Source organism: Nocardia asteroides (assembly GCF_021183625.1).
GTDB lineage: Bacteria > Actinomycetota > Actinomycetes > Mycobacteriales > Mycobacteriaceae > Nocardia > Nocardia asteroides_A.
In genome coordinates this window covers 3,587,183-3,609,155 of record NZ_CP089214.1, presented here as the reverse complement: position 1 = coordinate 3,609,155, position 21,973 = coordinate 3,587,183, and the positions used below count along the sequence as shown (strand labels likewise).

The following is a 21,973-nucleotide window of genomic DNA, read 5'->3' as shown; positions in this document are numbered from 1 at the left end:
CCTGAACGCAACGGGTGAGGCCGTGGCCCGGCTCGGTCATCGTTGGGCCATGACCTCCACCCAGTCGCAGCAGACGACAGACGCCGAACTCGACCGGATCTTCCAGCCGATCTTCGCGCGGATCGCCGAGGGCGCGGTCGAGCGCGAAGTGGACCGCAGGCTCGCCTACGACGAGGTGGCCGAGCTGCGCGCCGCCCGCTTCGGCGCGCTGCGCGCCCCGGTGGAGTCCGGCGGCTACGGCGCGAGCGTGCGGCAGCTGTTCCGGCTGCTCATCGACCTGGCCGCGGCGGAGTCGAACCTGCCGCAGGCGCTGCGGGTGCACTTCGTCTTCGTCGAGGACCAGCTGCTCGCCGAGGCGGGGCCGGTGCGCGAAGAGTGGCTGCGCAAGGTCGGCGCGGGGACGCTGGTCGGCAACGCCATCACCGAGCCCGGCGTCGGCGCGGTGGACCGGTACCGGACCCGGCTCACCGAGCGCGGTGCCGACTGGGTGCTGGACGGCACCAAGTACTACAGCACCGGCTCGCTCTACGCCGACCACATCCTGGTCGCCGCCGACCGGGACGGCGAGCGGCTCGGCATCCTGGTCGACGCCGATGCCGACGGCGTGCGCCTGCACGACGACTGGGACGGTTTCGGGCAGCGGCTCACCGCCAGCGGCACCACCGAGTTCAGCGGCGTGGTCGTGCCGGAGGATCGGATCCTCGGCCCCGGCTACGGCAACCCCGGCGCCACCTACTCCACCGGCTACCTGCAGCTCTTCCAGCTCGCGGTGCTGGCCGGGATCGCCGCGCGGGCCGAGCGCGACACCCGCGAGTGGGTCGCCGCGCGCACCCGCGGCTACACCCACTCCGCGGGCGACCTGCCGCGCCACGACCCGCTGGTGCAGCAGGTGATCGGCAAGCTCTCCGCCGCCGCCTTCACCGCGCGCGCCACCGTGCTCGCCGTCGCCGACGAACTCGACCGCGTGCTCGCGGCGGGCGCGAAGGACGAACCGGACCTGGTCGCGGTCGAGCTGGCCGCCGCGCAGGCGCAGATCGGCGTGATCGAGACCGTGCTACCCGCCACCTCGCTGCTCTTCGAGGTCGGCGGCGCCTCGATCACCTCGGAGAAGCTGCGGCTGGACCGGCACTGGCGCAATGCCCGCACCGTCTCGGTGCACAACCCGGCCATCCAGAAGGCGCGCGCCATCGGCGACCACCTGCTCAACGGCGCCGATCTCCCCTTCGCCTGGAGCGCGGGGGAGCGGAAGCCCGTTTGATCCGGCGTACGTAGCTCCCGGCCCCGCGCCGGGAACTTCAGCCGCTGAGCGTGGCGGTGAACACAGCTACCAGCCCCTCCAGCCCGGCCCGGTCGACCTCGTCGAACCGGCCGGGCTTCGGGCTGTCCAGATCAAGCACCCCGACCACCGCACCGCCGTGCCGCAGCGGCACCACGATCTCCGACCGGCTGTCGGCATCGCAGGCGATGTGCCCGGGGAAGGCGTGCACATCCGCCACCACCTGCGTCTCCCCGGTCGCCGCCGCCGTCCCGCACACCCCGCGCCCCCACGCGATCCGCACGCAGGCCGGCTTCCCCTGAAATGGTCCGACGACCAGTTCTTCGCCCCGAGTGAAATAGAAACCGGCCCAATTCAAATCCGGCAGGGCGTGGAAAATCAGGGCCGCGAGATTCGCGGAATTCGCCACCCGGTCGGTTTCCCCCGCGAGCAGCGATTCGGCCTGTTCACGCAGCTGACGGTACTGTTCGGCCCGGTCGCCGCTGAGTTCGGTGATATCGAACGACATACCGCCGATGGTAAAGCTATTGCCCGGCAATAGCCGGAATCCATTCTCTCTGATCGCAATACTCCGATGCCGGGAGCGCGGCCCGCACCATTTCGGGTATGACATCGACTACTTCCTCGACCCCCGGAACCCGCAGCGCGGCGATCGTGGGCGCCGGACAGACTGGTGTCACGGCGGCACTCGGCCTGCTCGACGCCGGGTTCGACGTGACTCTCTACAGCGACAGGGACCAGCGCGCGCTGCGCGACGACGTCCCGGCCACCGGCACCGCGCTGGAGTTCGGCGAGGTGCAGCAGGCCGAATCCGCGCTCGGGCTGGACAGCTACACCGGCCGCGCGCCCAGGCACACCGGGCTCAGCGTGCGCATCGCGGGCCCCGGCCCGGAGCACCCCGAGCTCATCGACTTCGACGGCACCTTCGACGGCTACGTCGGCGTCGCGGTCGACACCAGGCTCAAGGCCGACGAGCGGCTCACCGAATTCCGGCGCAGGGGCGGCACCTTCGTGGTCGAGGCGGTGACCCGGGAGACCCTGGACGGCATCGCCGCCGAGCACGACCTCACCCTGGTCGCCACCGGTAAGGCCGGGCTCGTCGACCTCTTCCCGGTGGACAGCGCCCGCACCGTCTACGACGAGCCGCAGCGCAGGCTGCTCGCGCTCACCGTCGGCGGGCTCGGCGCCGGGCGCGACGTCTTCGCGCACCGCAGCCCGGCGGGTGGCGCGCACAGCCTGTTCTCCATCGTCGCCGACCAGGGCGAGGCGTGGTGGGGGCCGTACCTGCACAAGGACGTCGGCTGGACCTGGGCCTTCATCGGCTGGGCGCGCCCGGGCAGCGACTGGGAGCAGCGCTTCGCCGCCGCCGAATCCGCGGAGTCGGCGCACGAGATCGTGCAGCAGCTCTACCGCGACTACCTCGAGTGGGATCTGCCCGAGGTGCTCGCCACCCGCCCGCTCACCGAGGACAAGCACTCCTGGCTGAAGGGGGCCGTCCGCCCGGTGGTGCGCGAGGGCGTCGGGTATACCGCGAGCGGCCACCCGGTCGGCGCGCTCGGCGACACCGCGGTCGCGCACGACCCGGTCGCCGGGCAGGGCGCGCAGGGCGGGCTGGTGCAGGCGCAGCGGCTGGTCGCCGCGGCGGCCGTGCACGACGGGCCGTTCGACGCCGCCTGGCTCGGCGCGCGGTACGCGGAGTTCCTCGGCTACCGCGCCGAGGCCGCGGCCAAGGTGACCCGGCTCTTCCTCAGCGACCCGGAGTTCGGCGAGATCGGCAATGCCTTCTTCGCCGCCGCCGCTGTGCACCCGAAGTTCGCCTCCGCGCTGGTCGGGCTGTTGCACCGGCCGCAGCCCTTCGCCGCGATCGAGTCCGCGGACGACGCCGTCGCCTACATCTCGCAGGTCACCGGCGAGGACGCGGGCGAACTGCTGGCGAAGTTCGCGCCCGCGGGCCGTTTCGCGCGCTCGGAATACCAGGCGGACCTGGCCTCGGCCTGACGTTGCGATCACCGGCGATCGGATCGCGGGGATTCAAAACCTCTGCCGATCCGGTCGCCGGTGCTGACATGGAGGAAGACCCCGGCCGGGCGCCGACCGCCCGGCCCCGACTCGGCTGGGCACGGCCGACCGCAGGGAGCACACGTATGACCACCGAGAAGATCGCCGAGCAGGTCCGGTTCGCCTACTGGGTCCCCAATGTCAGCGGGGGGCTGGTCACCAGCGATATCGAGCAGCGCACCGGCTGGGACTTCGAGTACAACAGGAAGCTCGCGCAGACCGCGGAGAACAACGGCTTCGACTACGCGCTCTCCCAGGTCCGCTACACCGCCTCGTACGGCGCCGAGTTCCAGCACGAATCCACCTCGTTCAGCCTCGCGCTGCTCGGCGCCACCGAGCGGCTCAAGGTGATCGCGGCCGTGCACCCCGGGCTCTGGCACCCGGCGGTGCTGGCCAAGTTCGGCGCCACCGCCGACCACCTCTCGAACGGCCGGTTCGCCATCAATGTGGTCTCCGGCTGGTTCGCCGGCGAGTTCAAGGCGCTCGGCGAGCCCTGGCTGGAGCACGACGAGCGGTACCGCCGCAGCGGCGAGTTCCTCGAGGTGATCCGCAAGATCTGGACCGAGGACGAGGTGAACTACGGCGGCGATTTCTACCGCATCCGCGATTTCACCCTCAAGCCCAAGCCGCTGAACACCCCCGAGCGCCCGAACCCGGAGCTCTTCCAGGGCGGCAACTCCAGCGCGGCGCGCCGCAACGGTGGCTACTACGCCGACTGGTACTTCTCCAACGGCAAGGACTTCGACGGCGTCACCGAGCAGCTCACCGACGTGCGCGGGCACGCCCGCGAGCGCAACCGCGAGGTGAACTTCGGTCTCAACGGCTTCATCATCGCCCGCGACACCGAGAAGGAAGCGCGGGAGACGCTGCGCGAGATCATCGCCAAGGCGAACAAGCCCGCCGTCGAGGGCTTCCGGGACGCGGTGCAGCAGGCAGGCGCCGCCACCGGTGACCGCAAGGGCATGTGGGCCGACTCCTCCTTCGAGGACCTGGTGCAGTACAACGACGGTTTCCGCACCCAGCTCATCGGCACGCCGGAGCAGGTCGCGGAGCGCATCGTCGCCTACAAGAAGCTCGGCGTGGACCTGATCCTCGGCGGCTTCCTGCACTTCCAGGAGGAGATCGAGTACTTCGGGGCCAACGTTCTCCCGCTGGTGCGCGAGCTCGAAGCCGCCGAGCAGACCGTCGCCGAGCAGCCGGTGGCGGTGAGCTGATGACCGCGGTCGCCGCCGATCGGATCGGCTCGGCGGAGTGGGCGTTCGCGGTCGCCGCCGAGCTGGCGGCGGAGTTCGGGCCCGGGGCCGCGGCCAGGGACCGGGAGCGCGCCCTGCCGCACGCCGAGATCGCCCGGCTGGCGGCCAGCGGACTGCTCGCCGTCACCGTCCCCGCCGAGCTCGGCGGCGCCGACCTGCCGCCGAGCGCGGTGGCCGAGGTGGTCCGGGTGCTCGCCACCGCGGACCCGAACATCGCGCAGATCCCGCACAGCCACTTCGTCTACATCAACCTGCTCAAGCTGGCGGGCTCGCCGCAGCAGCGCATCCGCTACCTCGGCGCGGTGCTGGAGGGCGCCACGCTCGCCAACGCGCAGGCCGAGCGGAGCAGCAGCACCAGCGCGCGGATCTGTACGACGCTGCGCCCCGCGCCGGGCGGGTTCCGGGTGGACGGCACCAAGTTCTACTGCACCGGCTCGCTCTTCGCCGATATCCTCGCGGTGCTCACCCGGCTGGACGACCCGGCGGGCAGCACCGGGCTGCCGGACGGCGAGTACGTCGCCTTCCTGCCCGCGAACACCCCCGGCGTGCACATCCTGGACGACTGGGACGCGCTCGGCCAGCGCACCACCGGCAGCGGGACCGTCGAGTTCGACGGCGTCGCGGTGGGTATCGACCAGGTGGTTGCCCGGGCCGACGCGGTCAACGCCCCCACCGGCTACGGCGCCTTCGCCCAGCTGCTGCACGCGGCCATCGACGCCGGTATCGCGCGCGGCTCGCTGGACGCCGCCGCCCGCTTCGTCCGCACCGCCAGCCGCCCCTGGTTCGAGGCCGGGGTCACCAGGGCCGAGGAGGATCCGCTGCTCATCCAGCGCTTCGGCGAACTCGGCGTCGAGGTGGTCGCCGCCGAGGCGGCGCTGGCCGCCGCAGGCGCCGCCGTGGACCGGGCCACCGGCCACACCCCGGCGCCGGGCAGCACCGACGCCGAGGCGTCCGGGCACGCCTCGCTGGCCGTCGCCGCAGCCAAGGTGCTCACCGACCGCGCCGCGAACGAGGTCGCGGCCGCCGTCTTCGAGGTGGGCGGCACCCGCAGCGCGAGCATGGCCACCGACCTCGACCACTTCTGGCGCAATGCGCGCACGCACACCCTGCACGACCCCGTGCGGTGGAAGTATCAGCACATCGGCCGCGCCCTGCTGCAGGGCACGCCGCCACCGCTGCACGGCGTCATCTGAAGAACGTGCGGAAGGAGAGGACATGACCGTCACCGTCGTGGTCGGCAACCCCAAGCCGGCCTCGCGCACCCTGACCGCCGCGACCCTGCTCGCCGAGGGACTGCGGCCGGGCGAGAAGCCCGCCGTTATCGACCTGGTCGAATTCGGCGCGGGGTTGCTCGGCTGGGGCGACCCGGCCGTCACCGCGGCCAAGGAGCAGACCGCCGCCTCCGACCTGGTGATCTTCGCCAGCCCGACCTTCAAGGCCACCTACACCGGGCTGCTCAAGCTCTTCCTGGAGCAGTTCGACGGCGGCACCGGCCTGGCCGGGGTGGTCGCGGTTCCGCTCATGCTCGGCGCGGGGCCCGCCCACGCGCTCGCCCCGGACCTGCTGCTCAAGCCGGTCCTGACCGAGATCGGCGCGACCACCGCGCTACCCGGGCTCTACCTCGCCGACCGCACATTCGCCGAGGACGGAGTCCTGACCGCATATACCGAGCGCTGGCGACCGGTGGTCGACGCGCTCATCCTGGGTACCGGAGTGACGAATCATGCATGAACTCTTCGAATTCCCCGCTGACGGCTCCGGCCTGCGCCGCGCCTTCTCGAACTTTCCGAGCGGGGTGGTCGCGGTGGCCGCCGAGATCGACGGCACGCCGTACGGCCTCGCGGTGAGCACCTTCGTCCCGGTCTCGCTCGACCCGCCGCTGGTCTCCTTCTGCGTGCAGAACTCCAGCTCCACCTGGCCGCTGCTGGCCGAGGCCGGCCACCTCGGGCTGAGCCTGCTCGGCACCGACCAGCAGGCCGCCGCCAAGGCGCTCGGCACCCGCGACGGCGACCGCTTCCACGGCTCCGAGCTGCACCGCGGCACCGGCGAGTCGGTCTTCATCGACGGGGCGTCGGCCTGGATCGAGGGGGTGCCGGAGGCCGAGGTGCCCGCAGGCGACCACAGCGTGGTCATCCTGCGGATCCACCGCATCGCCACCAGGGCCGATGTCGAGCCGCTCGTGTTCCAGGGCAGCAAGTTCCGGCGGCTGCTCGCCAGCTAGCGGCAGACGCCCGCGGTGGCGAGCCCCTCGCGGGGGTTGACGCCGTCCAGGATGGTGCAGGGGGTGCCGTCGGCGATCGGCACGAAGACCAGCGCCAGCGCCTTGCGGTTGACGCACTGCACGGTGGCGGGCCGGTAACCGGCGGCGGCCTGCTGTGCGTCGTAGGTGTAGCCCCGCTCTTCGCACGCCGCCGTCGCCGCCTGCACGTAGGCGTCGATCGCCGGGTCCGCCACGGCGTTCCCGGCCCCCGCCACGGTCAGCGCCGCGGCCGCGGCCGTCCCCACCAGCATCGCGATTTTCCTCATGGCCGGAAATAGTAAGCGGTCGAATGGTTTTCGCACGAATCCCGGTGTTGCCGGAACCGGTCAGGAATCGAGAAGCGCAGGTAGGGGCCGCGCTCGTAGCGTTGCCGTCATGGAACTCAGCATCGACCAGACCTTCCTCCCGCACACCGACCCCGACGCCGCGCTCACCTTCTACCGCGACGCCCTCGGCTTCGAGGTCCGCAACGACGTCGGCTCCGGCGCCCTGCGCTGGATCACCGTCGCCCCGCCCGGCGCGACCTCGATCGTGCTGTACCCCGTGGACGGCGACCCCGACCTCGCCGCCGCCGAGCGCGGCACCATCGCCGCCATGATGGCGAAGGGCAGCTACGCCCGCATCCACCTCGCCACCCCCGACCTCGCCGCAACCTTCGACCGCGTCCAGTCCGCGGGCGCCGACGTCGTCCAGGAGCCCACCGACCAGCCATGGGGCGTCCGCGACTGCGCCTTCCGCGACCCCGCAGGCAACCTCGTCCGCATCAACCAGAAGGGCTGACCATGTCCATCTCCCTCTGGTTCCAGCGCAAGATGAACGCCCGCACCGCCACCCGCATCCGCCGCAAGGGCGGCTCGATGATGGGCATGGAGGTGCTGATCCTGCACACCGTCGGCCGCAGGTCCGGTGAACCGCGCGAAACCCCGCTCAGCTGGTTCGCCGACGGCTCCGACCGCCTCGTCATCGCCTCCGGCGGCGGCGACCGCAACCCCGACTGGTACGCCAACCTCCGCGCGCACCCCGAGCAGGTCGCCGTCGAGTTGCACGGCTCATCGGCCACCCCTGTTGTTGCCACCCGGCTCGACGGTGCCGAGCGTGATCGCGCCTGGGCGCGGATCGTCGAGGCGCAGCCGCGGTACGCGAAGTACCAGAAGAAGTCGGACCGCGACTACCCCCTGATCCGCCTCTCGGTCCGGTGAGAGTGTCCCGGAAAGCACGAAGACCAGGACAAAAGTCCTGGTCTTCGTGGTGGAGCCGATGACGGGAATCGAACCCGCGCCATCTGCTTGGGAAGCAGAAGTTCTACCATTGAACTACATCGGCAATGCGCTGGAGCGCGACCGCCAGCGTAGCAGATCGGGCACCGGGCGACGCAAATCTCGCAGTCGGGGCGTCCCGAAAATCGGTTGTCCGGAGACGGCGCTCTGTGGCTTCCTGGACGCGATGAAGCAGCAGCGTCCGGGCACCGCCCGAGCCGTCGTCGACGGCCTGAAACTGCACCGCCACGCGGTGCGGTTGAACGGTGCCGCGCACACGGTGATCACGCTGCGCCCCGGCGCCGAGGCGCGGTTCAGCACGAACCGATTCCACGAGACCTGGCATGTGCTGTCCGATCCGCACGGGGCCGCGCTGCTGGCCCGGCTGCTGTGGGGGCTGGCCTACCAGGCGAGGCCGGGCACGGTCGTGCTGATCGACCGCCCGTTCCTCACCCCGACCCCCTTCGACGCCGATCCGGCCGAGCGCATCCTGCTGGTGCCCGGCTGGTGCACGTCGTTCGACAACCGGTCGAACCGGCTCCTGAAAAAGGCACTGCCGCTGCGGCATTCCACCGGGACCGTGCGCTGGCGCACGCACGGGCTCGACCAGGCGCTGGCCGCCCGCGATTCATCGATCCGGCCCTATTACGTTCCGGAGGAGGGGACGGTGCGCGGCGGCTCCGGCACCGTGGTGCTGACGCCCGCGTCGCCGCTGGAAGCCAGGGATTGGGCGGTTCAAGTAGCGCGGCTGAACACCGCCAACGACTTCGGCTCCGACTACGTCTACCTCGGTCCGTGGCGCGGCCGCCAGGATGGCGAGGTTCAGGTGTTCCGGCGGTTCCGCCCGATGGTCGGCGTGGCAGGCCGAGCCAGAGCCCGGGTGCTCGCCCGCCCCGATGTCCCCGCTGGGCCCGGTGACCTGCGCGCCGAGGTCTGGCGGGAGGCGGCGATCGTCGGGGACGTCGGTCTACCCCGCTCCACCGGCGGATAGCTTGGGCTCGTGCGGATCGCCATCGACACCTCCGGACTGCCCGCCGTAACCGGCGCGCGAGTGGCCGTGGTGCAGTCCAAGTGGTATCGCGAGCAGGTGGACCGGATGGCCGACGCCTGCCGCGCGACATTGCGTGCGGCGGGTGCCGCGGAGCCGACGACGCATCTCGTCCCGGGCGCGCTCGAGATGCCACTGGCGGTGACCCTGCTCCTGCGCAGCGACCCCGCGCTGGATGCGGTGATCTGCCTGGGCGCGGTGCTGAAGGGCGACACCTACCACTTCGAGATGGTGGTCGACGCCTGCGGCCGCGGGCTCGCCGAGGTCTCGCGCGAGCACCTGACACCGGTGATCAACGAGGTGCTGCCGATCACCGACCTGGCGGACCTGGACAAACGATCCCAGCCGGACGAGTTCAACAAGGGAAGAGAGGCGGCCGCCGCGGCGGTCGAGTTCATCGCGTGGCGCCGCGCGCTGCCCGCAACTCCTTGAGCAGCGCGACCCCGGCCCCCGCCTCCGGCGTCTCCACCAGCACCGGAACCTTCCGCAGCACCGGCGACCCGAACAACCCCGGCAACGGCCCCGTACCGAGAAACCCGGTCCCGAGCGACGCGTGCCGATCCCGCTTCGACCCCCGCGGATCCTGACTGTCGTTGACGTGCAACAGATCCAGCCGCCCCACCGCGACAGCCAGCCCCCGCAGCACCTTGCCGAGCCGGAACGGCGTCGAGAGATCCTCCCCGGCCGCGTGCAGGTGACAGGTATCGAGACACAACCCGACCCGCTCGTCGTCCAGCGCCGCGAAGTACTCGACGGTGCTCGCGCTGTCGGACGCCAGCGCGGCTCCACCGCCTGCGGTCGGCTCGATGAGCAGCCGGGGCCCGGCCGGCGCGGCGTCGAGCAGCGGGCCGAGCACCGCGGGAAGCCGCCGCAACGCTTCGGCGCGGAACTCGGGGGTGATGGACGAGCCCGCGTGCAACACCACCCCGGCGGCGCCGATCAGCGCGGCCCGCCGCAGGCACTCGGCCAGCGCGGCAGTGGTGTTCGCGAGCACAGCGGGGTCGGGTGAGCCGACGTTCAGGAGGTACGGCGCGTGGATGAAGACAGCGATCCCGGCCGCACCGCAGTAGTCGCGGAAGGCGGAGGCGTCCGCGACGTCGAGAGCGGGCGCCCTCCACCCCCGCGGATTCCCGGAGAAGAACTGCACCACCTCCGCCCCGATCTCCCGCGTCTCCCGCACCCCGGTCTTCATCAGCCCACCGGACACCCGGATCGCCGCACCGATCGGAGCCATCAGAAGACGCTGTATCCGCCGTCGATGAGCAACGTGTCGGCGGTGTGGAAGGCGCTGGCCGGGCTGGCCAGGTACACCGCGACGGACTCGAAGTCGCGGGTGGTGCCCCAGCGGCCGACCGGGACGCGCGGCTGCACCCGCTCGCGGAACCGGTCCCAGGCGAAGAGCCCCTCGGTCATCGGCGTCTCGACCCACCCGGGCAGCACCGAGTTGGCGCGCACGCCGTGCCGGGAGAGCTCGACGGCGATCGAGTTCATCATGGCGATCAGCCCGGCCTTGCTCGCGGCGTACGACTGCCCGCGCGCTGGACCTTGCCGAGCGGCGAGGCTGGCGGTCCCGACCAGGCTGCCTCCGTCGCCCTGCGCGACGATCACCTTCGCGGCCTCGCGCAGCGTGACGAAGGCGGCGTCCAGGTTGATCGCGGTCACCGAGCGGAAGTCGGCGAGGCTGGTCTCCAGGAACGGGCTGCTGGTCTGCGGGACGCCGGCGTTCACGAAGCAGGAGTCGATGCGGCCGAGTTCGGCGGCGGCCCGGCCGATGGTGTCGACGACCTGCTGCTCCTCGCCGACGTCGCAGGTCAGCGCGAGCACCTGCCCGCCGAAGCCGCGCAGTTCGGCGGCGGCGGCCTCGTTGCGCTCGACATTGCGCCCGATCACGCAGACGGCGGCACCGGCCCTGGCCAAGCCGCGGGCGAAGCCGAGCCCGATCCCGGAGTTGCCGCCGGTGATCACGGCCACATGGCCGGTCAGGTCGAACGGGTTCGATTCGGTCATCGGCACAACCTCCGGTCACTGGCGAATACCGGCGGGGACGGGCGCGCCGGTGAACAGGTGCGAGGATATCTGCCTCGTCATCGCACCCGGGGCGAGCCGGCGCAATCGGCCGGACGATACGCTCACCCCGTGCTGCTCTCCGATCGTGACCTGCGCGCCGAGATCGCCGCCGGGCGGCTCGGCGTCGAGCCGCTGCTGGAGAACGCCATCCAGCCGTCGAGCATCGACATCCGCCTGGACCGCATGTTCCGGGTCTTCGACAACTCCCGCTACACCCACATCGACCCGGCCAAACGCCAGGACGAGCTGACCAGCCTGGTCGAGCCGGCCGACGGCGAGCCGTTCGTCCTGCACCCCGGCGAGTTCGTGCTCGGTTCGACGCTGGAGGTCTGCTCGCTCCCCGACGACCTGGCCGGACGCCTGGAGGGCAAGTCCAGCCTCGGCAGGCTCGGGCTGCTCACGCACTCCACCGCGGGCTTCATCGACCCCGGCTTCAGCGGGCACATCACGCTCGAGCTCTCCAACGTGGCGAACCTGCCGATCACGCTCTGGCCGGGGATGAAGATCGGCCAGCTCTGCCTGTTCCGGCTGAGCAGCCCGGCCGAGCACCCGTACGGCAGCGCGACCGCGGGTTCCAAATACCAGGGCCAGCGCGGTCCGACTCCCTCCCGCTCCTACCTGAACTTCTCCTAGCTAGGCGGTCGCGGCGAGCGCGGTGCGCAGCACGGTGGAGAGCGCGGGCAGCTCGGTGCCGCGCTCCGGCGGGATCACCCAGTGGCAGCCCTCCCTGGTCCAGCGCCCGAACCCGGTGGGCAGCATGACCGCGCTGCCGATGCCCGGCAATCCGATCCCGTTGCGGCCGAGTGACTCCAGCACCCGCGGCCCCGGCGCGATATCCGGCTCGGCGAGGAAGCTCCAGCGAATCTGCCTGGCCAGCACGGGACCCCTCGACCCGTGCCGATCCAGCGCGGCGCGCACCCGCTGCGCGCGCACGGCGGGCACGTGCACCACCCCGAGCCGCCCGGTGATCGGCAGCATGAGGTAGCCGCCGCGCTCGGCCACCGGAAGGCCGTACTCGTCGCGGTAGTGGGCCATCCAGTCGTGCACGGTGATCGGCTCGTCGATGCCCATGGCCGCCTCCTCGCCTGCCATGGACCCAGCATGGCGTGGTTCGCCCGGCCTCGGCAGCGCACCCGCGCCAGCGGAGCGCTGCCCCTGCGCTGCCCCACTCGCACTGCCACTGATAGCGATTGCGAATTCCTTGTGGCCGCACCCACAAACCGCCCGTACCCTGGGATGGAGAGTTCGTGCGGGAAGGGATGTCATCGTGGTCCGGCACTGGTCAGGAAGAGAGGCCCGGGCCCTTCGCGATGCCAAGCGCATGAGTATCCGGGAGTTCGCCGCCCATCTCGGCGTGCACGAACGCCTGGTATCGAAGTGGGAGGCGGGCGGCGCCCGGGTCCGCCCACGACCGATCAATCAAGCCGCTCTGGATACATCCCTCGCCAGGTCCGACGATGTCGTGCGGGCACGTTTCGCGGCGCTGATCGAGCATGCACAAGAGGAACGCCACTCCGTTCCGCAGCCCGATCCCCAGCAGCCCGACAACCAGCAGCGCGCTCGCGCCGGAGCGCGCATCGGGTATTCCAGCGACGCGGATCTGCTTGCGCTGATAGACACCGGCGCACTGAGAGGCGATGCGCTGACTGCGGTTTCGGAGAGGGATCTGATCATGGCTGCTGCCCATGAGGCCAGCGAACACGCGGGCCGGGCCGAGAGCACGAATGTGGGCGCGACCACGCTGGAACAGCTCGACGCCGACGTGTCGCGGATCGCGAACGACTACGTGCACGTCCCGCCGGTACCGATGGCGGTCGAGATGACGCGGGTGCGCCGCCGCGTCTACCGACTACTCGAGGGGCGCCAGCAGCCCGCCGACACCAGCCACCTCTATCTGCTGGCAGGCATCCTGTCCGGGCTGCTCGCCAATGCCAGCACCGACCTCGGGCACTACGACGCGGCGGGCGACCAGGTGCGCGCGGCCTTCGCCTACGGGGAGCTGAGCAACCACAACGGGCTGCGCGCCTGGACCAGGGGCATGCACGCGCTCGTCGAGTACTGGTCGGACCGCCCGCGGCGCGGCGTCGAGCTCGCCCGCAGCGGCCTGGACTACGCCGACTCGCCGACCGCGCGGGTGCGGCTGCTGAACATCGAGGCGCGGATCTGGTCCCGGCTCGGCAGCGTGGACGACGTCGAACGCTGCATCCACGCCGCCGAGGACGCCAGGGCGAGCGCGGGCAGCACCGACCTGCTGCACGACGAGATCGGCGGGGTCTTCGGCTTCGGCGCGGCCAAGGCGCAGTACTACGCGGGCGCGACCCTCATCGACCTTGGCCGCGCCGACCCGGCGCTGGCCGCCACCGAGCAGGCCATCGAGCTCTACGCCAGCGGCCCCTCGCACCAGCGCTCGTACGGCGCCGAATCGCTGGCCCGCGTCGACAACGCCACCGCGCACCTGGTGAACGGCAGCCTGGACGGCGCCGCCGAGGCGCTGCAGCCGGTCCTCGCGCTGGACGAGGACAAACGGATCAAACAGCTGCAGGAGCGGCTCGGCGGAGTGCGCAGGCGGATCGCCGCGCCGCACTTCCGGGACGCCGCCGGAGCGCGCGAACTGGACGAGCGGATCGAGGAGTTCTGCGCCAGCACGGCGGTCCGCCGAATCCCGGGGGGCCAGGGCTGACCTGCGAGGAGTCCAGTCCGGCGAAACAGGACCCTTTCGCTACCGGAGGGTAGCCGGGCCGGATATCCGGTTGCGGTTGGTGGCACCATGGACCGGGTGAGCCCCAGTCATCCCGCCCAGCGTGTGCTCGAGCAGTCCACGAAATTGCAGAACGTCGTCTACGAGATTCGTGGACCGGTGAACGCGCAGGCGGCACGGCTGGAGGCCGAGGGGCACCGCATCCTCAAGCTCAATATCGGCAACCCGGCGCCGTTCGGCTTCGAGGCCCCCGACGTGATCATGCGCGACATCATCGCCGCGCTGCCGAACGCGCAGGGGTACTCGGAGTCGAAGGGGATACTGCCCGCCCGCCGCGCCATCGTCACCAGGTACGAGCTGGTCCCCGGCTTCCCCGAGCTCGACGTCGACCACGTCTACCTGGGCAACGGCGTCTCCGAGCTGATCACCATCACCATGCAGGCGCTGCTCGACAACGGCGACGAGGTACTCATCCCCGCGCCGGATTACCCGCTCTGGACCGCCATGACCAGCCTGGCCGGCGGCACCCCGGTGCACTACCTCTGCGACGAGGCGAACGGCTGGCAGCCCGACATCGCCGACATCGAATCCAAGATCACCGACCGCACCAAGGCGCTGCTGGTGATCAACCCGAACAACCCGACCGGCGCGGTCTACTCCGCCGAGGTGCTCCAGCAGCTCGCCGACGTGGCCCGCAGGCACCAGCTGCTACTCCTCGCCGACGAGATCTACGACAAGATCCTCTACGACGACGCCAAGCACATCTCGCTCGCCACCATGGCGCCGGACCTGCTCTGTCTCACCTTCAACGGCCTCTCCAAGGCGTACCGGGTGGCCGGGTACCGCTCCGGCTGGCTCGCCATCACCGGCCCGAAGGAACACGCCGCCGGTTTCCTGGAGGGCATCGACCTGCTCTGCTCCTCGCGGCTGTGCCCGAATGTGCCCGCGCAGCACGCGATCCAGGTGGCGCTCGGCGGGCACCAGAGCATCGAGGACCTGATCCTGCCCGGCGGCAGGTTGCTGGAGCAGCGCGATGTCGCGTGGGAGCGGCTCAACATGATCCCCGGCGTCTCCTGCGTGAAGCCCAAGGGCGCGCTCTACGCCTTCCCCCGGCTCGACCCCGAGGTGCACGAGATCCACGACGACCAGAAACTCGTGCTCGACCTGCTGCTGCAGGAGAAGATCCTGATGGTCCAGGGCACCGGCTTCAACTGGCCGAACCACGACCACCTACGCATCGTGACGCTGCCCTGGGCCCGCGATCTGGCCGTCGCCATCGAGCGCTTCGGGAACTTTCTCTCCTCCTACAGGCAGTAAACCCCCTGTTTAAGCGGGGTGAAACAAACCCTATGTATGGATACATCCGAGTTTTGAAGACTGACTAGCGCAAAACGAGGACGTTTGTGTACAGTGGGCCTCGGCACTTTCGAGTGCCCCGGTCGGATTGTCTACCCCCCCTGGACAATCCGATCATCGGGTCCGGCCGCCTACCCCCCTGGGCCGTCGGCTCGCGGGCGGCGGAGACATCCCCCTGCTCTCCGCCGCCCCTTCCCGAATTCCTCTTCCCGCCGCCTTCGCGGCAACCCTCCCGCGCACTCGCGGACATGACAACCACATCCTTTAAGCTCGCCCGGTGAGCGATCATCACCACCACCATCACGACCACTCCGGTCCCATCGCGATCGGCGCGACCGCGGCAAGGGTGGTCGTCGGCCTGCTCGCCGTGATCGGCATCCTGGTGGTGGCGGGCACGGTTCTGCTCTGGCCGAGCAAGCAGCACGTCGAGATTCCGCTGCCCATGCAGAACGCGGGCGGTGGCGCGGTGCAGACCGAAGCCGGGACGGTGGTCCAGCAGGACATCGGGCCCTGCGGAAGCCCCTCGCTCGGCAAGGTGTTCGCCGATGCGCCCGATGCGCCGCGGGTGAATGCCTACGAATGCCAGCGTTCGCTGATCAGCATCGACTCCGGGGTACACCAGGGCAATCGCACGCTCTTCGAGATCGCGCCCGGGCCCGGGCAGCCGGATCTGCGGGTCGGCGACGAGATCCGGATCGTCCGGCAGGCGGATCCTTCCGGCACGCCGATGTACTCGTTCGACGACTACGCGCGCGGGTTTCCGCTGGCGCTCATCACCATCGTCTTCGTGGTGGTGATCATCGCCGTCGCCCGCTGGCGCGGACTGCGGGCGCTACTCGGGCTCGGCTTCGCCTTCGGCGTCCTCGTTGTCTTCATGCTGCCCGCGCTCTTGGATGGCAAGCCCGCGATTCCGGTTGCGCTGGTAGCGGGTTCGCTGATTCTGTACTCCGTGCTGTACCTCGCGCACGGCGTGAACCTACGGACCAGTTCGGCGCTGCTCGGCACGCTGACCTCGATGGTCTTGGCGGCCGGGCTCTCCTGGGTCGCGCTCAGGATGACCCGCATCACCGGGCTCTCCGAGGAGCAGAACACCAACGTCGCCACGTACCTGCAACACGTCAGCATCACCGGATTGCTGCTCGCCGGGTTCATCATCGGCTCGCTCGGTGTGCTCAACGACGTCACGATCACGCAGGCGGCGGCCGCGTTCGAGATGGCGGCGCTGGACGAGAAGGCAACGCGGCGGGAGATCTTCGCCGCCGCCATGCGGGTCGGGCGGGATCACATCGCCAGCACCGTCTACACGCTGGTGCTCGCCTACGCCGGTGGTGCTCTGCCGCTGCTGCTGCTCTTCAGCGTCGCGGGGCGCTCCTTCAAAGATGTGCTGGTCGGAGATGCGGTAGCGATCGAAATCGCCCGCTCCGCAGTCGGTGGTATCGCGCTGGCGCTGTCGGTGCCGCTCACGACGATCATCGCAACATTGCTTGCGCGGCCGTTCAAGAAGGCGAAGGAGCCGGTGCGCTCCGGTCGGCGGCCGGTCGACCCGCGGAAGCCCGCGCGGGCCGGGGCGCGGACGCCGGGGCAGGGGACCGGGCAGGTGCGGCGGCCTGCCGGTCCTTCCCGGGCGGAGGAGTCCGGGAAGCGGCGGCCGATGAAGCCGAGTTCCTCGTGGGCGGATGCGCCGACGCCGCCGCAGGGCACTCGGGCGCCGGTGCCGCCGCCGCAGGGGTGGCCGCGCAATGACGAGCCGCCCAGATCGCGGCACTCACGGGAATAGAGGGCCGGGCCGCGGCACCTCACCCGTCCTCGCGTTCGATCCGCGCGATGATGTCGGCAACCGAGGGGCCGGACGGTCGCCCCGCGGCGGACAGCAGCGCCCACGCGACGCTCCACACGAGCACGACCGCGAAGAAGACGATCAGGACAACCTGCCAGAGGACCATGTCGAACCCTCCCGTTCGATGGCTCCCGACGCCGGGGGTTCGTCATCCACCGGAGCCGTTTCCGGCAGATGTGCCCGCGTGGCATCGACCCGGCGTCGGGGCCGAGCCACACGGTACGAAGGCGGCGCGGTGGCTCGGAACGTTGTTGCGATTTGTTGCGGCAGCGCTGATTCGGGCTGAACAGCGAGCAATTGACCACCCGGTGTCGAGCCTTCACGATGGGCACTGCGACGCAATCGTTCGCAATACCGAAGGCAGGGGGAGCAGTCATGCGGCTAACGTTCATCGGCAAGGATCCGGAATCGAATCCGACCGGGTCGCCGACGGTGTACCGCACGGATCGGGGGTCGTGGGTGGTGCAGGGCTGGGTGGTGACCGATCCCGGATCACTGGCCCAGATGGACATTCCGGAAGGGGAGGCGTGCGTGGAGATTCCGGACCGGATGATCCCGTTCTTCAGGCAGGGAGACAGTGGCGTCGATAACGGATGACGAGTTCGACCGGTTGCTGACGACGTTCGATCGCGAGTCGGTTCACCTCGAGACGCGCGATGCGTACGGCACGGTGGTGGAGTTGCCGTACCTGGCGAAGTGGGCGGCGGGCGAACCGGATGACCTCGAATGGTTGCAGGGCTGGTGCGCCACCCTCCGCGGTCATGTGAAGGCGGGCCGTTCGGTGCGCCGTGCGCGCATCGTGTCCGAACCGCTGAGCGACTACCAGCGGTGGTCGTACAGCATCGCGGGGCCGATGGTGGACGCCGGCGAGGATATCCGCTGGGTGCCGCGCCGGTTCGTGTCGTCGGTCGCCATACCGGGGAACGACTTCTACCTGTTCGATGACCGCTTGGTCGTTTTCCTGCACTACGCCGGAAACGGTGTGGGCACGGCCAAGGTCACGTCCACCGATCCCGTCGATATCCAGCGGTGCCGCACGGCATTCGAGGCGGTGTGGACGCTGGCGATCCCGCACCGTGAATACAAGCCCGTCGAGCTCGGCTGAACAGGCGCGCACAGCGCTCGGTGCCCGGCTGCGAGAGTTGCGCAAGGACGCGGGACTCTCCGGCCGGGCACTGGCCGTCGCCACGGACCAGCACTTCACCCGGGTGTCGAAGATCGAGAACGGCACCCAGGCGCCCACCGACCACGACATCCGCGAATGGTGCCGGGTGTGCGGTGCCGATGACCAGCTGGCGGATCTGATCGCGACGCTTCGCGCGGTCGATTCGGCATACCTCGAATTCAAGCGTCAGAGCCGCGCCGGGATGAAAAGAGTCCTCGGTGCCCACACCCCGCAGCGCTACGAGCACACCGCCGTGTTCCGGATCTACGAGCACAACGTGATCCCCGGGCTATTCCAGACAGCGGAGTACATGGCCTCGATGCTGCGGTTCTGGGTGCGGTTCCTCGGCACCGCCGACGATGTGGACGAAGCCGTAGCTGTCCGGCTCGAACGCCAGCGGGTCATCCGCTACGGCGGTAAACGCATCGTCGCGTTGCTCGAAGAACAAGCGTTGCGCACGTGGTTCGGGACTGCCGAGGTTCAAGCCGGGCAACTCGGCCGGTTGCTCGAATTGATGTCGCAGCAGAACATCTCGCTGGGCATCATCCCGCTGATGCGCGAACGGGTGGCCGTCGGATCGGCCGGATTCTGGATCTTCGACGACTCGTTGGTTGCGCTGGAAACGCCCACGGCCAGCATCCAGGTCACGCGGCCCCAGGAAATCGACATGTATGCCCGGATGTTCGAGGCGCTCAGGTCGTCCGCTGTTTACGGCCGTGAGGCTCGCGGACTCATCGTCGAGGTGCTCAACGAACTGGACCGGTGAACGCACCGCTTAGGGGAGGGCCGTAGTCCGTGTGGCTCAGCCCTGAGCCGGCTCGGGCAGGATTTGCTAGCGCGGCGGCGGGAAGAGCGGCGGGATGGTCGGGACGACGATGGGCGGCAGGCCGGGCACAACGAAGGTGTTGGGGCCGGGCGGGGCCGGGGCGGGCGCCACGTCCTCGGTGGTCTCGGTGCGGCGAGGCGGGATGGCGACCGACTCGTGCACCGTCTCGGTGGTGGTGGCGGGTGCGACCGCGATCGACGGGTCGAGCGTGGTGGTGCGCGGAACACTGGTTGTCGGCACCGCGGTATCACCCTCACCCTGCTGATGCGAATCCCGCTCCAGCACCTGCGGCCCGTACCCGAGCCCGAGCCCGATAGCGGCGAGAACGGCGAGCGCGCTCACCGCGAGCACCGCACCGCTGACCCCGCGGCGTTCCCCGCGCGCGGCGGGTGCGGAGAGCCAGGCGGGCGCGAGATCGGCGTCGTCGAGCCCATTTTCGCCGGGAACGGCGACGAGCGGATGCCCCGGCTGCGAGTGCTGGGGCGGCGGCGCGACGGGCCGTACCGGGCGGGCGAGCAGGGCGGCTCCGCGGGCCATCACCGTTTCCGGCTCGGCGGGGACGATCACCGGGACGCCCATCCAGCGCTCGAGTACCTTGGCTACCAGTGGGATTCGCGCGCAGCCGCCGATGGCGAGCACACCGTGCACCGGACGATCGGAGCGCACGATGACATCCCGCGCCATCCGCGCCGACGATTCGATCGCCAGCATGATCAAAGCTTCGAAGTTCTCCTGCGCCAACAGGACCAGGCCCTGCTCGCTCGGAAGCGCGACCGCGGTATTGCTGGAGAGCTGCTCCTTGGCTTCCCGGCAGAGCGCGTCCAAAGCGGCGAGCCCGGCGGGGTCTTGCGGGTGCGCGATGCGCCCGGAGGCGATCTGCTGCTCGCGGATCAGCGAATCCAGGTAGTCGCCGCTGATGTCGCTGGTGCGCTCGCTGTGCCGCACCTCGCGGTTCTGCGCGTCGACCACGCTGACGGTGAGGCCGGAGCTGCCGAGGTCGTAGACGACGAGCGAGGAGATGCCGCGGATCTCGCCGGTGCGGTGCACGTACTCCAGCGCGGCGACGACCTCGGGGACCAGCTCGTAGTTGGTGAGTTGCTGCCGTGCCATGGCGGCGCGCAAGGCGCGTGCCTGCTGTTCGCTGCGGTAGGAGATGGCGGTGGCGCCGATATCCGGGGTGGCCTCGCAGGTGACGCCGATGGCCTCCGCGGTGAGCTCTTCGATCGGCTTCCGACCGGCCGGGATTGTCTGCACGTCATAGGCGGGGCCGGGCTGGGGAGCGGAGCCGGCGTGCGGGCGTGCCAGACGGACGGCCCCTGCCCCCACCGAAACTCCCAGTACCGAACTCATCAGCTGCCCATCTCGTCGAAATACCGCACGACATGCGAGCCCGCGCCGGTTGCCGACGGTAAGCCCGGGTCCGAACATACCGTCGTCGTCCGACGTTACCTGCGGCAGGACTGGTCGTCCGGCAGTCGCTCCTGCTCGGCGTCAACTCTACGACGTGCCGAGTCCCGCGTATACCCACCCGGATTTCCGCCAAACGTCACGATCGAGGCAGTTACGGCCGTCGATGATGCGCCTGGCCCGCACCACGGGCTCGAGGTCAACTGGACGCAGCGCGGTGAATTCGTCCCATTCGGTCAGTACCAGCACCACGTCGGCGCGCTCGCAGGCCTCGACGACCGAGGTCGCGTAGTTGAGGGTGGGGAAGATGCGGCGCGAGTTCTCCAGCGCCTTGGGGTCGTAGACGGTGACGACGGCGCCGTTGAGCTGAATCATTCCGGCGACGTTCAGCGCGGGTGAATCGCGCACGTCGTCGGATTCCGGTTTGAAGGCCGCGCCGAGCACCGCGACGTTGGCGCCGAGCAGCGAGCCGCCGACGGCCTGCGCGGCCATGTCGACCACCTTGCTGCGGCGGCGCATATTGATGTTGTCGACCTCGCGCAGGAAGGCGACGGCGTGCCCGGCGCCGAGTTCGCCCGCGCGGGCCATGAAGGCGCGGATGTCCTTGGGGAGGCAGCCGCCTCCGAAACCCAGTCCGGCATTCAGGAATCGGCGGCCGATGCGTTCGTCGTAGCCGAGTGCGTCGGCCAGGACGGTGACGTCGGCGCCGGTGGCGTCGCAGACCTCGGAGACGGCGTTGATGAACGAGATCTTGGTCGCCAGAAAGGCGTTCGCGGAGACCTTGACCAGCTCGGCGGTGGCGAGGTCGGTCAGCAGGAAGGGGACCTCGGCGTTCAGCAGGTCGGCGTACAGCTCGCGGACCTGCTGCTCCACCCATTCCGATGCACCGCGGGCGGGGTCGACGCCGAGGACGAGGCGGTCCGGGCGCAGGGTGTCGCGCACCGCGAAGCCCTCGCGCAGGAACTCCGGGTTCCAGGCCACCTCGACGTCGACCGGGGCGAGCGCGCGGGCCCGCTCGCCGAGCGCGGCCGCGGTGCCGACCGGGACGGTGGACTTGCCGACGATCACCGACGGCCGCTCCAGCAGCGGCGCCAGCTCGTCGACGACGGCGTGCACGTAGCCGAGGTCGGCGGCGTACTCACCCTTCTTCTGCGGGGTGCCGACGCCGAGGAAGTGCACCTCGGCGTGCGCGGCTGCCTCGGCGTAGGAGGTGGTGAACCGGAGCCTGCCCGCGTCCAGGTTGCGGCGCAGCACCGCCTCCAGACCGGGTTCGTAAAACGGCGTCACGCCGTCGGAGAGTTTGGCGACCTTGCCCGGGTCGACGTCGACGCCGATCACGTCGTGTCCGAGTTCGGCCATGCACGCCGCATGCGTCGCGCCCAGGTACCCGGTTCCGAAGACTGTGCATCGCATGATCGATTGGTAAGCCGCGACTGTGGCCGCGTCGCGTCAGCGAGGCAAGGTGG

At 70.3% G+C, this 21,973-nt stretch carries 24 protein-coding genes, 1 tRNA gene and 1 pseudogene; 17 read left to right on the top strand and 9 right to left on the bottom strand.

Annotated features, from left to right (window positions below; all coding sequences use genetic code 11):
- The first annotated feature begins 49 nt into the window (after positions 1-49).
- Positions 50-1,258: an acyl-CoA dehydrogenase family protein gene (locus LTT61_RS17210; protein ID WP_233014986.1), complete on the top strand. Its 1,209-nt coding sequence runs from the start codon at positions 50-52 to the stop codon at positions 1,256-1,258.
- A gap of 37 nt (positions 1,259-1,295) precedes the next feature.
- Here LTT61_RS17210 and LTT61_RS17205 read toward each other — a convergent pair whose 3' ends face one another.
- Complete coding sequence (locus LTT61_RS17205; RefSeq protein WP_233021049.1) at positions 1,296-1,784, bottom strand: GAF domain-containing protein; 489 nt, start codon at positions 1,782-1,784, stop codon at positions 1,296-1,298.
- Positions 1,785-1,882: 98 nt separating this feature from the next.
- On the opposite strand from LTT61_RS17205, the gene LTT61_RS17200 reads away from it, so the two are divergent.
- The 5 genes from LTT61_RS17200 to LTT61_RS17180 all read left to right on the top strand — a co-directional run bounded on the left by LTT61_RS17200 (position 1,883) and on the right by LTT61_RS17180 (position 6,808).
- The gene (locus tag LTT61_RS17200; RefSeq protein ID WP_233014984.1) at positions 1,883-3,274 is read left to right on the top strand and encodes a styrene monooxygenase/indole monooxygenase family protein; all 1,392 of its coding nucleotides are present in this window, start codon (positions 1,883-1,885) and stop codon (positions 3,272-3,274) included.
- Between the two features lie 146 nt (positions 3,275-3,420).
- Complete coding sequence (gene sfnG / locus LTT61_RS17195; protein ID WP_233014982.1) at positions 3,421-4,548, top strand: dimethylsulfone monooxygenase SfnG; 1,128 nt, start codon at positions 3,421-3,423, stop codon at positions 4,546-4,548.
- On the top strand, positions 4,548-5,780 hold the full coding sequence (locus tag LTT61_RS17190) for an SfnB family sulfur acquisition oxidoreductase (protein WP_233014980.1): 1,233 nt from the start codon (positions 4,548-4,550) through the stop codon (positions 5,778-5,780). The genes sfnG and LTT61_RS17190 overlap by 1 nt, the downstream gene beginning before the upstream one ends.
- Before the next feature lie 22 nt (positions 5,781-5,802).
- A complete protein-coding gene (locus LTT61_RS17185) occupies positions 5,803-6,318 on the top strand; it encodes an NADPH-dependent FMN reductase (RefSeq protein WP_233014978.1) in 516 nt (171 codons plus the stop codon).
- The gene (locus LTT61_RS17180; RefSeq protein WP_233014976.1) at positions 6,311-6,808 is read left to right on the top strand and encodes a flavin reductase family protein; all 498 of its coding nucleotides are present in this window, start codon (positions 6,311-6,313) and stop codon (positions 6,806-6,808) included. Before LTT61_RS17185 ends, LTT61_RS17180 begins: the two co-directional genes overlap by 8 nt.
- Here the strand turns inward: LTT61_RS17180 and LTT61_RS17175 are convergent.
- On the bottom strand, positions 6,805-7,113 hold the full coding sequence (locus LTT61_RS17175) for a hypothetical protein (RefSeq protein WP_233014974.1): 309 nt from the start codon (positions 7,111-7,113) through the stop codon (positions 6,805-6,807). The genes LTT61_RS17180 and LTT61_RS17175 overlap by 4 nt on opposite strands.
- Before the next feature lie 109 nt (positions 7,114-7,222).
- Between LTT61_RS17175 and LTT61_RS17170 the strand changes: the two genes are divergently transcribed.
- Together LTT61_RS17170 and LTT61_RS17165 are read left to right on the top strand one after the other, a co-directional pair.
- The gene (locus LTT61_RS17170; RefSeq protein ID WP_233014972.1) at positions 7,223-7,627 is read left to right on the top strand and encodes a VOC family protein; all 405 of its coding nucleotides are present in this window, start codon (positions 7,223-7,225) and stop codon (positions 7,625-7,627) included.
- A gap of 2 nt (positions 7,628-7,629) precedes the next feature.
- Complete coding sequence (locus tag LTT61_RS17165) at positions 7,630-8,046, top strand: nitroreductase family deazaflavin-dependent oxidoreductase (RefSeq protein ID WP_233014970.1); 417 nt, start codon at positions 7,630-7,632, stop codon at positions 8,044-8,046.
- A gap of 50 nt (positions 8,047-8,096) precedes the next feature.
- On the opposite strand, the gene LTT61_RS17160 is transcribed toward LTT61_RS17165, so the two are convergent.
- Positions 8,097-8,170: transfer RNA gene (locus LTT61_RS17160), tRNA-Gly, on the bottom strand.
- Positions 8,171-8,290: 120 nt separating this feature from the next.
- On the opposite strand from LTT61_RS17160, the gene LTT61_RS17155 reads away from it, so the two are divergent.
- Entirely contained in the window at positions 8,291-9,094 is an 804-nt protein-coding gene (locus tag LTT61_RS17155) for a hypothetical protein (RefSeq protein ID WP_233014968.1), read from the top strand.
- A gap of 9 nt (positions 9,095-9,103) precedes the next feature.
- Positions 9,104-9,583 (top strand): 6,7-dimethyl-8-ribityllumazine synthase, encoded by a 480-nt coding sequence (gene ribH, locus LTT61_RS17150; protein WP_233014967.1) that lies wholly within the window; start codon positions 9,104-9,106, stop codon positions 9,581-9,583.
- Here the strand turns inward: ribH and LTT61_RS17145 are convergent.
- Entirely contained in the window at positions 9,546-10,385 is an 840-nt protein-coding gene (locus LTT61_RS17145; RefSeq protein WP_233014965.1) for a deoxyribonuclease IV, read from the bottom strand. The two genes, ribH and LTT61_RS17145, sit on opposite strands and share 38 nt — an antisense overlap.
- A complete protein-coding gene (locus LTT61_RS17140; RefSeq protein WP_233014963.1) occupies positions 10,385-11,158 on the bottom strand; it encodes an SDR family NAD(P)-dependent oxidoreductase in 774 nt (257 codons plus the stop codon). Before LTT61_RS17140 ends, LTT61_RS17145 begins: the two co-directional genes overlap by 1 nt.
- A gap of 129 nt (positions 11,159-11,287) precedes the next feature.
- Between LTT61_RS17140 and dcd the strand changes: the two genes are divergently transcribed.
- Positions 11,288-11,851 carry a dCTP deaminase gene (gene dcd, locus LTT61_RS17135; RefSeq protein ID WP_233014961.1) on the top strand — a complete coding sequence of 188 codons (564 nt, stop codon included), beginning with the start codon at positions 11,288-11,290 and terminating at the stop codon, positions 11,849-11,851.
- On the opposite strand, the gene LTT61_RS17130 is transcribed toward dcd, so the two are convergent.
- Positions 11,852-12,310 carry a hypothetical protein gene (locus LTT61_RS17130; protein ID WP_233014959.1) on the bottom strand — a complete coding sequence of 153 codons (459 nt, stop codon included), beginning with the start codon at positions 12,308-12,310 and terminating at the stop codon, positions 11,852-11,854. It abuts the gene before it with no gap.
- A gap of 229 nt (positions 12,311-12,539) precedes the next feature.
- Between LTT61_RS17130 and LTT61_RS17120 the strand changes: the two genes are divergently transcribed.
- The 3 genes and pseudogenes from LTT61_RS17120 to LTT61_RS17110 form a co-directional block, all read left to right on the top strand.
- Positions 12,540-13,898, top strand: coding sequence for a helix-turn-helix domain-containing protein (locus LTT61_RS17120; RefSeq protein WP_420094650.1), 1,359 nt, complete (start codon positions 12,540-12,542; stop codon positions 13,896-13,898).
- Positions 13,899-13,985: 87 nt separating this feature from the next.
- Positions 13,986-15,233, top strand: a complete 1,248-nt coding sequence (locus LTT61_RS17115; protein WP_233014953.1) for a pyridoxal phosphate-dependent aminotransferase — start codon at positions 13,986-13,988, stop codon at positions 15,231-15,233.
- 316 nt (positions 15,234-15,549) lie between these two features.
- A pseudogene (locus tag LTT61_RS17110) lies at positions 15,550-16,803 on the top strand (YibE/F family protein); the annotation flags it as partial.
- A gap of 265 nt (positions 16,804-17,068) precedes the next feature.
- Here the strand turns inward: LTT61_RS17110 and LTT61_RS17105 are convergent.
- On the bottom strand, positions 17,069-17,215 hold the full coding sequence (locus tag LTT61_RS17105; protein WP_233014951.1) for a hypothetical protein: 147 nt from the start codon (positions 17,213-17,215) through the stop codon (positions 17,069-17,071).
- 269 nt (positions 17,216-17,484) lie between these two features.
- Between LTT61_RS17105 and LTT61_RS17100 the strand changes: the two genes are divergently transcribed.
- Genes LTT61_RS17100 through LTT61_RS17090 form a run of 3 tightly spaced genes read left to right on the top strand, consistent with a single transcriptional unit; the run spans position 17,485 to position 19,040 of the window.
- Positions 17,485-17,706 carry a hypothetical protein gene (locus tag LTT61_RS17100; RefSeq protein WP_233014949.1) on the top strand — a complete coding sequence of 74 codons (222 nt, stop codon included), beginning with the start codon at positions 17,485-17,487 and terminating at the stop codon, positions 17,704-17,706.
- Positions 17,687-18,214, top strand: a complete 528-nt coding sequence (locus LTT61_RS17095; RefSeq protein ID WP_233014947.1) for a DUF6879 family protein — start codon at positions 17,687-17,689, stop codon at positions 18,212-18,214. The genes LTT61_RS17100 and LTT61_RS17095 overlap by 20 nt, the downstream gene beginning before the upstream one ends.
- A complete protein-coding gene (locus LTT61_RS17090) occupies positions 18,186-19,040 on the top strand; it encodes a helix-turn-helix domain-containing protein (RefSeq protein WP_233014945.1) in 855 nt (284 codons plus the stop codon). Before LTT61_RS17095 ends, LTT61_RS17090 begins: the two co-directional genes overlap by 29 nt.
- A 66-nt stretch (positions 19,041-19,106) precedes the next feature.
- On the opposite strand, the gene LTT61_RS17085 is transcribed toward LTT61_RS17090, so the two are convergent.
- Together LTT61_RS17085 and LTT61_RS17080 are read right to left on the bottom strand one after the other, a co-directional pair.
- Positions 19,107-20,426 (bottom strand): Hsp70 family protein, encoded by a 1,320-nt coding sequence (locus LTT61_RS17085; RefSeq protein WP_233014943.1) that lies wholly within the window; start codon positions 20,424-20,426, stop codon positions 19,107-19,109.
- Between the two features lie 171 nt (positions 20,427-20,597).
- Complete coding sequence (locus LTT61_RS17080) at positions 20,598-21,920, bottom strand: UDP-glucose dehydrogenase family protein (RefSeq protein WP_233014941.1); 1,323 nt, start codon at positions 21,918-21,920, stop codon at positions 20,598-20,600.
- Positions 21,921-21,973: the final 53 nt, after the last annotated feature.

Excerpts from the sequence above, each read along its gene's own strand:
- LTT61_RS17210 (WP_233014986.1), top strand. The coding sequence starts at position 50 with ATGACCTCCACCCAGTCGCAGCAGACGACAGACGCCGAACTCGACCGG.
- LTT61_RS17205 (WP_233021049.1), bottom strand. The coding sequence starts at position 1,784 with ATGTCGTTCGATATCACCGAACTCAGCGGCGACCGGGCCGAACAGTAC.
- LTT61_RS17200 (WP_233014984.1), top strand. The coding sequence starts at position 1,883 with ATGACATCGACTACTTCCTCGACCCCCGGAACCCGCAGCGCGGCGATC.
- sfnG (WP_233014982.1), top strand. The coding sequence starts at position 3,421 with ATGACCACCGAGAAGATCGCCGAGCAGGTCCGGTTCGCCTACTGGGTC.
- LTT61_RS17190 (WP_233014980.1), top strand. The coding sequence starts at position 4,548 with ATGACCGCGGTCGCCGCCGATCGGATCGGCTCGGCGGAGTGGGCGTTC.
- LTT61_RS17185 (WP_233014978.1), top strand. The coding sequence starts at position 5,803 with ATGACCGTCACCGTCGTGGTCGGCAACCCCAAGCCGGCCTCGCGCACC.
- LTT61_RS17180 (WP_233014976.1), top strand. The coding sequence starts at position 6,311 with ATGCATGAACTCTTCGAATTCCCCGCTGACGGCTCCGGCCTGCGCCGC.
- LTT61_RS17175 (WP_233014974.1), bottom strand. The coding sequence starts at position 7,113 with ATGAGGAAAATCGCGATGCTGGTGGGGACGGCCGCGGCCGCGGCGCTG.
- LTT61_RS17170 (WP_233014972.1), top strand. The coding sequence starts at position 7,223 with ATGGAACTCAGCATCGACCAGACCTTCCTCCCGCACACCGACCCCGAC.
- LTT61_RS17165 (WP_233014970.1), top strand. The coding sequence starts at position 7,630 with ATGTCCATCTCCCTCTGGTTCCAGCGCAAGATGAACGCCCGCACCGCC.
- LTT61_RS17155 (WP_233014968.1), top strand. The coding sequence starts at position 8,291 with ATGAAGCAGCAGCGTCCGGGCACCGCCCGAGCCGTCGTCGACGGCCTG.
- LTT61_RS17145 (WP_233014965.1), bottom strand. The coding sequence starts at position 10,385 with ATGGCTCCGATCGGTGCGGCGATCCGGGTGTCCGGTGGGCTGATGAAG.
- LTT61_RS17140 (WP_233014963.1), bottom strand. The coding sequence starts at position 11,158 with ATGACCGAATCGAACCCGTTCGACCTGACCGGCCATGTGGCCGTGATC.
- LTT61_RS17130 (WP_233014959.1), bottom strand. The coding sequence starts at position 12,310 with ATGGCAGGCGAGGAGGCGGCCATGGGCATCGACGAGCCGATCACCGTG.
- LTT61_RS17120 (WP_420094650.1), top strand. The coding sequence starts at position 12,540 with ATGAGTATCCGGGAGTTCGCCGCCCATCTCGGCGTGCACGAACGCCTG.
- LTT61_RS17115 (WP_233014953.1), top strand. The coding sequence starts at position 13,986 with ATGGACCGGGTGAGCCCCAGTCATCCCGCCCAGCGTGTGCTCGAGCAG.
- LTT61_RS17105 (WP_233014951.1), bottom strand. The coding sequence starts at position 17,215 with ATGGTCCTCTGGCAGGTTGTCCTGATCGTCTTCTTCGCGGTCGTGCTC.
- LTT61_RS17100 (WP_233014949.1), top strand. The coding sequence starts at position 17,485 with ATGCGGCTAACGTTCATCGGCAAGGATCCGGAATCGAATCCGACCGGG.
- LTT61_RS17080 (WP_233014941.1), bottom strand. The coding sequence starts at position 21,920 with ATGCGATGCACAGTCTTCGGAACCGGGTACCTGGGCGCGACGCATGCG.